The sequence below is a fragment of the Mesorhizobium sp. genome (assembly GCF_004962925.1).
Lineage (GTDB): Bacteria > Pseudomonadota > Alphaproteobacteria > Rhizobiales > Rhizobiaceae > Mesorhizobium.
In genome coordinates this window covers 1-11,648 of sequence record NZ_SUEO01000003.1, presented here as the reverse complement: position 1 = coordinate 11,648, position 11,648 = coordinate 1, and the positions used below count along the sequence as shown (strand labels likewise).

Here is an 11,648-nt window from a genome sequence, read left to right as displayed (position 1 = left end):
GGCTGGCCGTTCTTCTCGATGCCTTCCCGCAAACGGCGATCGACGTTAGGGTCGAAGACGATCCAGTCGACCTGGTCCGCCAGAACATCGACCTTCGTATCAGCTATGGCGACTATCACTATCCCGGCCTGCGGATGATCCGTCTCGTCCTTGACGACGTCCTGCCGGTCTGTGCGCCGGACTTCTGGCAGAGACGCGGCAACGGTGCATCCAGCCTGGCGGATGTGCATGAGAGCCTGTTCATCCACACCAACTGGGGTCCGAACTATGCATCGCACCCGACATGGGCGGACTGGTTCGCGGCGTCTGGCGGCAGCCGCGCGCCCGATCCTTCGCATGGACGCCGTGTCGGTCTGTCCAGCCTGGCGATCGTCTCGGCGAGGCTTGGTCTCGGAATTGCGCTTGGCCAGCGGGCCATGGCCCATGGGGACCTGGAAGCCGGGCGCCTAATCGCGCTCTCGTCGGTCTCGGTCCGTCTCGGGCATCCCTATTGTGCCTTCATGGCTCCGGCAAAGGCTGAGCGCGCCGATGTTGCCGGGCTCGTCGCGCTGCTCAGCAAAACGGCGCCCTTGGCGTGGGAGCCGAGGGCGCCGCTGGACCGGACCTGACGGGGGGGTATCAGGTGGCCGGTTTCTGTGGGAGCGGCGAGACCGGCATTCCCGGCCCGATCTTCTGCAGATTGCCTGTGATCACCTGGTCGCCTTCCGATACGCCGCTCGAGATAGCCACCAGATCGCCATTGGTCGGCCCGAGCGAAACGATGCGCTGGTCGACAGTGTTGTCCTTGCCGACGACGTAGAGGTACTTGCCGAGCTGGCTCGATCCCAACGCCGTCTGCGGCACCATCAGCGCATCGGGCTGCTGCTTGATGTGCAGCTTCACGCGAACATATTGGCCCGGCAACAGCGTGAATTTGGCGTTGCCGATCGTCGCCCGCGCGGTGATGGTGCCGGTCGAACGATCGATCGTATTGTCGATGAAGGTGAGCTGGCCTCTCTGGCGCGGTTCTGTATCGCCGGGAAGCAGGACGTCGACGTCGATAGGCCCCGCCGCGCGGGCTTCCTCGATCTGCGCCAGATCCGTTTCGCTCGGATTGAAGGTGACATAGATCGGGTCGAGCTGCACAAGCGTGTTGAGCACCGTGCCGGCGACGCTGACCAGCGTTCCGACCGAGGCCTGGTTGCGGCCGACGCGCCCGGCGAACGGCGCCTTGATCTCCGAATAGCTCAGATTGAGCTCGGCGGTCCGCACAGCCGCCTGGTTCACGGCGAGCGAGGCCTGGGCCTCGCGCAAGGTGCTGGTGCGCTGGTCGAACGCATCCTTGGCGATGTATCCGCTCTTGGCGAGCTCGGTGCCGCGACCAAGGCTGGAACGCGCATAGTCGAGTGTTGCTTCGTCGCGCTGGACCTGAGCCTTCGCCTGGTCAAGGGCTGCGTGGAAATCCTCTGGAGCGATCTTGTAGAGAAGGTCGCCCTTCTTGACATCGCTGCCGTCTGGCGCGACCTGCTCCTGCAGATAACCCGGTACGCGCGCCTGCAGCGTGATGCTGCGGATCGGCTCGGTGCGGGCCGCATAGTCGAGATAGATCGGGATCGTCTTCTTGACGACGCTCACCACCGGCACCGGCATGACAAACGCTGCGGGCTCGGGCGCCGCGGGTTCGGGCGTTGCCGCGCCTGCCGTGCCGGCGTTGAGGCCGAAATTACCCATGTCGAGCAAGTGAACGCTCGCCACCGAGATCGCCCCCACGGCAACGGCCGCTCCCAACGCAATTTTCCATTTACGCATGATCAATTCTCCAATCCTATTCGGCCGCTTCGGCCAATCGCTCGAAAGCGGGTTCGGCAGTGGGTTCAGTTGGTTCGGCAACGGGTTCGCTCTTGCTGCCGCGCTCGCGCAACTGCTCGATCACCGCGTAGAAGACCGGCACGAACACCAGCGACAGGATCGTCGCCGCGACCATGCCGCCAAAGACGGTGGTGCCGATCGACTGGCGGCTCGCTGCACCAGCACCTGTGGAGAACATCAGCGGCAGCACGCCGAGGATGAACGCGAAGGCGGTCATCAGGATAGGCCGCAGCCGCAGGCGCGCCGCTTCCATCGCGGCGTCGACGATGCTGAGACCTTCCTCGCGCCGGCGCCGGGCAAACTCCACGATCAGAATGGCGTTCTTCGCCGCCAGTCCGATCAGCATGACGAAGCCGATCTGCGAATAGACGTCGATCTGCATGCCGCGGATCAACAAGGCGACAAAGGCACCGAACAGGGCAAGCGGCACCGCGAGCAGAACCATGAAGGGCATGGCCCAGCTCTCATATTGGGCGGCGAGGATCAGGAAGACGAAGACCATGGCGAGACCGAAGACGATCGAGGCGATCGACCCGGCCTTGAGCTCCTGATAGGTAATGCCAGTCCATTCGTAGCCGAAATCCTTCGGCAGTGCCGTGGCAGCGGCACGTTCCATTGCGGCGACCGCCTGGCCCGAGGAGAAGCCGGGTGCGGCACCGCCATTGATCAGGGCCGACGCATTGTTGTTGTAATGCGGGACGGTTTCCGGGCCGACGATAGGCACCAGCTTGCCGAGCGTGCTCAACGGCACCATGCCGCCGGAGGCATTGCGCACATAGAGCCGCGAAATGTCGGCAGCGCCCGCACGCGCATCCTTGTCGGCCTGGATCGTCACCCGGAAGGTGCGGCCGAACAGGTTGAAGTCGTTCACATAGAGCGAGCCGAGATAGATCTGCAGCGTGTTGAACACGTCAGGCAGGCTCAAGCCCAGCAGCTTCGCCTTGTTGCGGTCGAGGTCGTAGTTGAACTGCGGCGTCGAGGTCGAGAACGACGAGAACAATTGCTGCGGGTTGAGCTCGGGCTGTTTGCGCGCCTCGGCGAGCACGGCTTGCGTCGCATCGTTGAGCGCAGCGCTGCCGCGACCGGTCAGGTCCTCCACCTGGAATTCGAAGCCGCCGGTCGTGCCGATGCCCGGGATTGAAGGCGGATCGAAGCTCAGCGCGAAGGCCTCGGGAAGTTCCATGAGCTTTGAGCGCACGTCGGCGACGAGCTTTGAGGCGCTCTGGTCAGGGCCGCGTTCGTCCCATGGCTTCAGGATGGCGAACTCCACCGCCGAGTTCGACTGGGCCGCATTGGTGAGGAAGTTCAAGCCGCTGATCGAGCCGACGATATCGACGCCGGGCGTGTTCTGCAGGATATCGCGTGCCTTCCGGGCCACGGCGTCGGTGCGTTCCAGCGACGCCCCATCCGGCAACTGGATGACCACGAAGAAGTAGCCCTGGTCCTCGACCGGAAGGAAGGTCGAGGGCAGGCGCTGCCAGACGAAATAGGTCGCGACAAGCCCGGCCGCGAACAGTCCGAGCATGATCCAGCGCAGGCGGATGAGGAAGCGCACACCATGGGCATAGGCATGCGACAGCCGCTCGAAGCCCGTGTTGAACCAGCGGAACAGCACGAACTGCGTTGCCGGGCGGTGGCGCAGGAAGGCGGCGCTGAGCGCCGGAGTGAGCGTCAGCGAGACGAAGGCGGAGATGCCGAAGGAGATCGCGACCGTCAGCGCAAACTGGTTGTAGAGCCGGCCGGAAACGCCGGGTATGAAGGCGACCGGCACGAACACGGCCATCAGAACCGCAGTCGTGGCGATGATCGGCCCGGTGACCTCGGCCATCGCCGCGCGCGTAGCAGCCAGCGGTTTGAGGCCGGCCTCCAGCTGGCGCTCGACATTTTCGACGACGACGATCGCGTCGTCGACGACAAGGCCGATCGCCAGCACCATGCCGAGCAGGCTGAGCATGTTCAGCGAGAAGCCGAACATGTACATGACGACGAGCGTGGCGACCAGCGACACGGGAATCGCGATCGTCGGGATGATCGTGGTGCGCCAACTCTGCAGGAAGATGAACACCACCGCGACAACCAGGACCAGCGCCTCGCCGAGCGTGACCAGCACGTCGTGCATCGACGCCGAGACGAAGCGCGTCGTGTCGTAGTGCATGGCGTAGCTGACGCCCTTCGGGAAACGGGCCGACAGTTCCTGCATCTTATCCTTGACGCGCTGCTGCAGATCGAGCGCGTTCGAGCCCGGCATCTGGTAGACCGCGAGCACTACGGTCGGGTCTTCAGCGAAGAAGGCCGACGACGAATATTGCAGGGCGCCGAGTTCGATGCGCGCTACGTCGCGCAGCCGCACCAGCGAACCGTTCGCGGCATCGGCGCGCACGACGATCTCGCCGAATTCCTTGGGGTCGCTCAGTCGGCCGACCGCGTTGACCTGCATTTCGAAAGCGGTGCCGGCCGGCGCCGGCGACTGTCCGATCTTGCCGGCCGCGACCTGGACATTCTGCTCGGCGACGGCGTTCTGGACATCGACGGCGGTGATACCGAGATTGGCGAGCTTGTCGGGATCGAGCCATACGCGCATCGAATAGCGCCGCTCGCCGAAGATCTGCACGTCGCCGACGCCGGGCAGGCGCTTCAGCGGGTCGACCACTTGCAGGTAGGCGAGGTTGCTGAGCGCGACCGGATCGACGGAGCCGTCGGGCGAGGTGAGGTTGACGATCAGGACGAAATTCGGATTCTGCTTCTTGATCGTCACGCCGCCCTGGTTGACGATGGCCGGCAGCGAGGACGCCGCCTGCGACACGCGGTTCTGGACGTCGACGGCGGCGGTGCTCAGGGAATAGCCGACCTCGAAGGTGATGGTGATCGTCGACGAGCCGTCATTGGAGCTCGACGACGACATATAGGTCATCCCCTGAACGCCGTTGATCTGCTGTTCGAGCGGCGTCGTGACGGTGTCGGCCACAACCTGCGCGCTGGCGCCCGGGTAATTGGCGCTGACCACGACCTGAGGTGGCGTGATGTCTGGAAACTGCGAGACAGGCAGCAGGAAATAGCAGATCGCCCCGGCGAGCACCATGATGATGGCGATCGACGATGCGAAGATCGGTCGGTGGATGAAGAAGTTTACCATGACACGTACGCCTCGCCCGATGCTCTCGCCTCGCCAAAGGCCTTGGCCACTCTGGACAGCCTCTTGATGCGCCTTTGACCCGAATCTTCCAGAAAACGAGGCGGCGCCTTGCTGCCGTACCCTTGCGCATCCGCAAGCGTACGCAGCATCGTCTCGAAAGAGCGCGGGTCGACGCGGTCGGCCTTCATCAGCATCCGGATCATCGGATCCTTCACAACTTCGTCGATCGTCAAATCTTTGCGCTGCGACATCGTAGCGGCTCCTCGCTTGCGATCCCCGGCGTACGCCGCAGATCGGGTGGTCTTCTTGGTCGCGGCCAAAAGTCGCCTAGGGCGCAGTTTCATGCCTGGGCCGATTCGGCGGAGGCTATTCACAGGCGCCTGCGAGATTTGACACGAGGCAATTGGGGTGTTACCAGTAAGTAACATCTAGAAGTTACAGACCGGTAACACCCTAGTCAAGAGGTGGGCCGAGGGATTTTTCGGAAACCCCGGAAACCAAGGAGGTTTTGATGGAAGACGGCGCTGCGGAACGCATCCGCCCCCGGGATCGCATCCTGGAGACGGCACGGGATATGTTCCACAAGCATGGCATCAAGGGCGTCGGCGTCGACGCGATCACTGAGGCCGCTGGTACCAATAAGATGACGCTCTATCGTCATTTCGAGTCCAAGGACGACCTGGTCATCGAATGCCTGCGGGCGACCGCATGCAGCGCCAACGCGATGTGGCAGAAGTTCGAGGCCGAGCATCCGGGCGACAAGCTTGCGCAGCTGCACGCCTGGGTTCGGATGGCTGCCGATTGCCTGTTGATGGACGGTCGCGGTTGCGACATGGCGAACGCCGCCATCGAGTTGAGCGAGACCGACCATCCCGCCCGTCGGGTGATCAAGGAGCTCAAGCAGGCCCAGCGCGACCGTCTGGTCGGCTTGTGCCGGGATGCCGGCATCGGGCAGGCGGAGCTTCTCGCCGATACATTGTCGCTGCTGCTGGAGGGTGCCCGCGTCAGCCTTCAAAGCGTCGGAGCCGAGGGCCCCAGCGCGCAATTCGTCCGCATGGCGGAAGGCCTGATCACCTCTTTTAGGGCCAGATAGTCTCCCAAGCGGCGAAACGATCGGCGGCGTATTCATTGCGAGCCGCGCCGCCGAATGCTCTTTTGTCCGTTCGGATGTATCGTCATCGCGCTTCTCCTTTGCCGGTCTGTCGCCGCATCTCCGGCGCGACCTGTTGCCTTGGTAAGGATAGGACCGATAGCGAATTGGTGAGAGTGACAAGTGTGACGGGATTCCGACGGATCCGCTGATCGCGGCTGCAACATGCTCGGCCGCTCACCGACCAAGCCGGTGGCGATCGCCCCTACGGTGAAGGTCATGACCCCAGCCTTTGCCCACACCCGGAGCCGGAACAAAAAAGCCCGCTGCCGGGAGGAGGTGGCAGCGGGCTTGATTTCGAATACGGCACGGGAGGAGGTGTACCGCACTCAGCGTCGGCATCGCATCTGGGAGGAGTAGATGGCCGACACCTGCGAAACTACCGATTGCCCAATGATTCGGCAATAACGAAAGATGCATAGCAGATGTGCAGATTTGCTGTATCAACCGAATCTTAACTATGGGGCAGATTGAACGTCGCCCTTGCGCGGCGTCACTGCACCGGGACGTTTTCCTTGAAGATCAGGCGCGGTTCGATGAACTTCCGCGTCAAATAGGGCGCCGAGGAAGCGATCGAGCCGAGCAGGCGAATGACCGACTGCTCGGCGATCAGCCGTGCGTTTTGGTCGATGACGACGTCAAGCAGATCGTCGACGAGATAGCCGCGTGTCGCCCTTGTCAGGTCGTGACAGATGAACACCGGCTTCCTTCTCGGCTTGGCTTCCAGCAGCGCTTTCGCCACGCCGGAGCGCCCGGCGCCGACGCAATAGATGCCGAGCAGCTCCGGCTCGTTGTGCAGCGCCTTCATCGTCGCCGTGTAGCTGATATCAGGCTCGTCGTTGATCTCGACGGCACTGGTGACGGTCAGATTGGGGAACTCCTCGCTGAGCACGGAGCGAAAGCCCATTTCGCGTTCCTCATGCCCGCGGTAGGAGCGTGAGCCGACGACCATTGCCAGGTGGCCCGGGCGCCCGCCCAGGAAGCGTCCCATCAACAGCGCCGCGGTGCGGCCGGCCACACGGTTGTCGATGCCGACATAGGCCGATCGCGGTGCGCCGGGAACGTCCGACACCAGCGTGACCAGGCGGATGCCGGCCTCGACGATCTCGCGCAGGATGTTGCGCGTTCTCGGATGATCGATCGCGATGACGCCGACGCCGTTTGCCTTGAGCGAGAGGTTTTCGACGGCCGTTTGCAACGCGCTCGGCGAGATGCCGGCGAGCTTGTGGATCCGGCAGGAGGCGACGAGCGGCAGGCGCGCCGCATAATCCTCGATATGATTTGCCAGATCCATCATGAAGGCGTTGGAGCCGATCGGCAGGAAGAATTCCAGATGCGCCGGCCGCGAGGGCAGCACGACCTGATCCACGACCGGCAGATAGCCGAGCTGCTTGGCCGCCTCCATCACCCGCTGCCGGTTGGCAGCACTTGCGCCCGGCCGATTGTTCAGCACCCGGTCGACCGTCGCGGTCGACAGCCCACAGCTTCTGGCGATATCCGCAACGGTGGCTTTCATTGTCGCAGTCATAGGAGCTGATGTGATCCTGTACCAGACATACGGCCAACCGGCTTGCGCCTGGCCCGCTCAGCCCTGCGATTGCTTCCCCTGGACGATGGCGTCGTGGATCTCCTCGTCGGACATGCCGGTGATGATCCGTTCGACTTCCGCGACGTTGGTGTTCTTCGGATCGATATCGTCGGCGACCACCTTGCCGCGGCGCATGACGACGATGCGGTCGACCACCTGGAAGACGTGATGGATGTTGTGGGCGATGAAGATGCAGGAATGGCCCGAATCGCGAGCGCTGCGCACGAAGCTCAGCACGCCTTGCGTCTCGGCGACGCCAAGATTGTTGGTCGGCTCGTCGAGGATGATGAGGTCGCTGTCGAAATGCATGGCGCGCGCGATCGCCACGGCCTGCCGCTCACCGCCGGAGAGTGAGCCGATCGGTGTGGTCGACGGGATGTTTTTCGAAATGCCGACCTGCTTGAGCAAGTCGCGCGCGACCACGTTCATCGCTTCCTGGTCCATGCGGTTGAGGAAACGCGGCGGTTTGATCGGCTCGCGCCCGAGAAACAGATTGCGCGCGATCGACAATTGCGTCACCAGCGCCGAATCCTGGTAGATCGTCTCGATGCCGTGGGCGATGGCGTCGCTGGTGCTGCGGAAGTCCACCTTCTTGCCGCGAATGAAGATGTCGCCGCTGGTCAGCGGAACCGCACCCGACAGCACTTTGATCAGCGTCGATTTGCCGGCACCATTGTCGCCGAGCAGACCGACGATCTCCCTTTCATTGACATGGAAATTGGCATCGACGAGCGCCTGCACGCGCCCGTAGGACTTGCGGATGTTTTCCATGCGGACAAGCGGTTCAGCCATGGTTCAAGTCCCTGCCTGATGCCGGCGTTCCAGCCATGAGTGGAGCGCCATCATGCCGAGGATGATGGCGCCGATGAAGATGTTGTAGGCAAGGCCCGGCACGCCGATCAGCACGATGCCGTTGCGCATGACGCGCAGGATCAGGATGCCGAGCACGGTTCCGATGATAGTGCCGCGTCCGCCGGTCAGCGCCGTGCCGCCGATCACCACCATGGCGATCACTTCGAGCTCGTAGCCGGTGCCGCTGTTGGGATTGGCGGCGGAGGTGCGCAACGAGCTGATGACGCCGGCAAGCGAAGCCATGATCGATGACAGGATGAACAGGCCGATCTTGACGCCGCTGACGTTGACGCCACGAGCCTTCGCCGCATTGGGGTTGCCGCCGGCTGCCTGGATCCAGTTGCCGGTCCGGCTCTGCGTCAGCACGTAGCCGAGCGCGATCGCGGCTGCGATGAACCAGAACAGCGACATGTAGATGCGGAACGGCCCGATGAAGAAATCGCCGACCAGCGCCTCGGCGAGCCAGCTGCCTTCGGCGCTCCAGGTGCGTTGCGGAAATCCGTTGGTGACGAACAGGGCGGTGCCGCGCACCACCAGCAGCATGCCGAGCGTCACCAGGAAGGACGGGATCTTGAGCTGCGTCACGAACCAGCCATTGACCAGCCCGATGAAGGCGGCAACCAGCAAGGCCACGACGAAGCCGGCTTCCAGCGAGGTGAGGCCGCTGTTGAAGAGTGTCCACATCAAGACAGGCGAGAAGCCGAACAGCGATCCGACCGAGAGGTCGAATTCGCCCGATGTCATCAACAGCGTCATCGCCAGCGCGATCAGGCCGAGCTCGACCGTGAAGGCCAGTATGTTGCTGATGTTCTGCGGCGACAGGAAGTCGTGGTTGAACCCCCAGAACACGGCGAGCTCGACCACAAGCAGCACGAAGGGCCCGAATTCCGGCCTGGCGATCGAGCGTTGGATGATAGAACTATTTTCCACGTTGGACCCGCGACATGGTTGGAACTGACCAAACCCGGCACCGCACAAGTCGGATTCGAGGCGGCGAAATGATGGGGATGACCGCGGCAGGCGCCGCCGCGATCATCCCGATCGCGGTTTTACTTGCCGGACAGGATGTCGTCGTAGACCTGCGCGGTGTCCTTTTCGTAGAGCGCGCCGGTGGTCACGTCGAAGCCGGGGGGAATGCCGCTGGCGGCCATGTTGGCGAGCGAAAGCGCCACATAGCTGGTCGCCTGCGGATCCTGCCACTGCCCGGCATTGACATAGCCGGTCAGCACCTCCTGGGTGGTGTCGAGCGAGTTGCCCCAGCCGACCACCGGGATTTCGCCCGGCTTGATGCCAGCCTGGTCGAACACCCGCTTGATCGAGCCGGTCACCAGATCGCCGAGGCCGATGATCGCCTTGACCTTGGCCCTGTTGGCGGTGAGGTAGTCGACCATGCGGTTGATCGCTTCGGCCTGATCGAGCGTCGCCTCGGTGATCTCATAAGTGATGCCGAGTGGCTCGAAAACGCTCTTAATGCCTTCTTCTTCCTGGACGCCATAGGTGGCGCCCGGGATTTCGACCGGCATCCAGACGAAATCGCCCTTTTTCACCAGGCCCTTGTCGACCAGATACTGCGCCCAGTTCTTGCCGAAGGTGACGTTGTCGCCGCCGACATAGGCGTTGAAGTCCGCCTTCGGATCGGGTGTGTTGAAGTTGATGATCGGGATGTTCGCCGCCCGTGCTTCCTTAGCGAGCTCGATAAGGCTGCCCGGGTCGGGGCTGGTGGTGGTGATGCCGTCGGCCTTGGCGGCGATGGCCGCGCGAACGGCCTCCTGCTGGGATGCCACGTCGTTACTGTGGAACGAGGTGTTGACGGTGTTGCCGGTATCCGCCGCCCATTGCTTAGCGCCGGCGAGGAAGTAGGTCCAGACCGGGTCGGCCGGGCCGCCATGCGAAATCCAGTAGAAGGTCTTGGCCTGCGCCGCCGCCGGAATGGCCAGCGCCATGATCAAGCCGAATACAAATAGTCGTAGCCTTGTCAGCATTTGATTTCCTCCCATTTTGAAAACTGCCTCCCTCCGACGACGATCACGGCAAAACCCTGATCGTATTTTCTTGCCAGCGCCGCTCTGGATACATCAGAGCATCCGCTTTTTCGATCGATGGCAAGCCTCCATTTGCCAGTGGTAGTTGGCGCAACCCGAGGCGCCATCAGAAGTCCCATCAGATTGCATCAGTCTGGCTGATATTTTCCAGGCAGGCGGATCCTCGTCGCCGAAGACGAGGCGCAGGCGGGACGGGAACCTAGATAAGGTCGGCTTTGGCTAGATCGCGCATCAGATGGCTGGCGCCGTAGGTCCAGTGCGGGCAGTCAGGCGACAGCCGCACACGGTTGACCAGGGCGCCGAATTTCTCCGACGAGATGGTGACGATGTCGCCAACCTTGTGCGTAAAACCCTTGCCCTTTTCGCCTCGATCCTTCGACGGCACGAACATGGTGCCGAGATAAAGCGCCAGCCCGTCCGGGTATTGATGATGCGAACCCATGGCGGCCGCGACCAGCTCCTCCGGCGAGCGACTGATCTCGGCCATCGAGCTTGCACCCTCCAGCGAGAAACCGTCCTCACCCTCGACCTTCAGGCGCACGGTGGCTTGCTTCACGTCATCGATGGAAAAGCTATCGTCGAACAGGCGGATGAACGGGCCGAGTGCTGCCGAGGCGTTGTTGTCCTTGGCCTTGCCGAGCAACAGCGCCGAGCGCCCTTCGACATCGCGCAGATTGACGTCGTTGCCGAGCGTCGCGCCGACGATCCGGCCGCTGCTGGCGGCGATCATGGCGATCTCCGGCTCCGGATTGTTCCAGGTAGACACCGGATGCAGGCCGACATCGGCGCCGAAGCCGACCGACGCCATCGGCTGGCATTTGGTGAAGATCTCGGCATCGGGGCCGATACCCACTTCCAGATATTGCGACCAGGCGCCGCGCTGGATTAGCTTGGCCTTGATCTCCATCGCTTCCGGCGAGCCGGGCTTGAGCTTCGACAGATCGTGACCGATCAGCCCGGCAATGTCGGCGCGAATGGCATCCGCCTTCTCGGCCGAGCCGCGCGCCTGCTCTTCGATGACCCGTTCGAGCAGGC

General features: G+C 63.0%; 10 protein-coding genes. 2 read left to right on the top strand and 8 right to left on the bottom strand.

What is annotated here, in order from left to right:
- On the top strand, positions 1-608 hold a 608-nt coding region (locus E5W87_RS01580; protein ID WP_292393327.1), incomplete at its 5' end, for a LysR substrate-binding domain-containing protein.
- A 10-nt stretch (positions 609-618) separates the two neighbouring features.
- Here the strand turns inward: E5W87_RS01580 and E5W87_RS01575 are convergent.
- Genes E5W87_RS01575 through E5W87_RS01565 form a run of 3 tightly spaced genes read right to left on the bottom strand, consistent with a single transcriptional unit; the run spans position 619 to position 5,232 of the window.
- Positions 619-1,788, bottom strand: coding sequence for an efflux RND transporter periplasmic adaptor subunit (locus E5W87_RS01575; RefSeq protein WP_292393325.1), 1,170 nt, complete (start codon positions 1,786-1,788; stop codon positions 619-621).
- Between the two features lie 16 nt (positions 1,789-1,804).
- Complete coding sequence (locus E5W87_RS01570) at positions 1,805-4,981, bottom strand: efflux RND transporter permease subunit (RefSeq protein WP_292393323.1); 3,177 nt, start codon at positions 4,979-4,981, stop codon at positions 1,805-1,807.
- The gene (locus E5W87_RS01565; protein WP_292393321.1) at positions 4,975-5,232 is read right to left on the bottom strand and encodes a hypothetical protein; all 258 of its coding nucleotides are present in this window, start codon (positions 5,230-5,232) and stop codon (positions 4,975-4,977) included. The genes E5W87_RS01570 and E5W87_RS01565 overlap by 7 nt, the downstream gene beginning before the upstream one ends.
- A 260-nt stretch (positions 5,233-5,492) precedes the next feature.
- Between E5W87_RS01565 and E5W87_RS01560 the strand changes: the two genes are divergently transcribed.
- Entirely contained in the window at positions 5,493-6,074 is a 582-nt protein-coding gene (locus tag E5W87_RS01560) for a TetR/AcrR family transcriptional regulator (RefSeq protein WP_292393319.1), read from the top strand.
- Positions 6,075-6,624: 550 nt separating this feature from the next.
- Here the strand turns inward: E5W87_RS01560 and E5W87_RS01555 are convergent.
- The 5 genes from E5W87_RS01555 to E5W87_RS01535 all read right to left on the bottom strand — a co-directional run.
- The gene (locus E5W87_RS01555) at positions 6,625-7,647 is read right to left on the bottom strand and encodes a LacI family DNA-binding transcriptional regulator (RefSeq protein WP_292393317.1); all 1,023 of its coding nucleotides are present in this window, start codon (positions 7,645-7,647) and stop codon (positions 6,625-6,627) included.
- Between the two features lie 69 nt (positions 7,648-7,716).
- Positions 7,717-8,511 carry an ATP-binding cassette domain-containing protein gene (locus E5W87_RS01550; protein WP_292393315.1) on the bottom strand — a complete coding sequence of 265 codons (795 nt, stop codon included), beginning with the start codon at positions 8,509-8,511 and terminating at the stop codon, positions 7,717-7,719.
- A 3-nt stretch (positions 8,512-8,514) separates the two neighbouring features.
- Entirely contained in the window at positions 8,515-9,501 is a 987-nt protein-coding gene (locus E5W87_RS01545) for an ABC transporter permease (RefSeq protein ID WP_095483918.1), read from the bottom strand.
- Positions 9,502-9,620: 119 nt separating this feature from the next.
- On the bottom strand, positions 9,621-10,553 hold the full coding sequence (locus E5W87_RS01540; RefSeq protein WP_292393312.1) for a substrate-binding domain-containing protein: 933 nt from the start codon (positions 10,551-10,553) through the stop codon (positions 9,621-9,623).
- A 259-nt stretch (positions 10,554-10,812) separates the two neighbouring features.
- The coding region (locus E5W87_RS01535; RefSeq protein ID WP_292393310.1) for a fumarylacetoacetate hydrolase family protein at positions 10,813-11,648 on the bottom strand (836 nt) is incomplete at its 5' end.

What these genes read in the sequence shown, in the direction of transcription:
- E5W87_RS01575 (WP_292393325.1), bottom strand. Translation starts at nt 1,788, where the DNA reads ATGCGTAAATGGAAAATTGCGTTGGGAGCGGCCGTTGCCGTGGGGGCG.
- E5W87_RS01570 (WP_292393323.1), bottom strand. Translation starts at nt 4,981, where the DNA reads ATGGTAAACTTCTTCATCCACCGACCGATCTTCGCATCGTCGATCGCC.
- E5W87_RS01565 (WP_292393321.1), bottom strand. Translation starts at nt 5,232, where the DNA reads ATGTCGCAGCGCAAAGATTTGACGATCGACGAAGTTGTGAAGGATCCG.
- E5W87_RS01560 (WP_292393319.1), top strand. Translation starts at nt 5,493, where the DNA reads ATGGAAGACGGCGCTGCGGAACGCATCCGCCCCCGGGATCGCATCCTG.
- E5W87_RS01555 (WP_292393317.1), bottom strand. Translation starts at nt 7,647, where the DNA reads ATGAAAGCCACCGTTGCGGATATCGCCAGAAGCTGTGGGCTGTCGACC.
- E5W87_RS01550 (WP_292393315.1), bottom strand. Translation starts at nt 8,511, where the DNA reads ATGGCTGAACCGCTTGTCCGCATGGAAAACATCCGCAAGTCCTACGGG.
- E5W87_RS01540 (WP_292393312.1), bottom strand. Translation starts at nt 10,553, where the DNA reads ATGCTGACAAGGCTACGACTATTTGTATTCGGCTTGATCATGGCGCTG.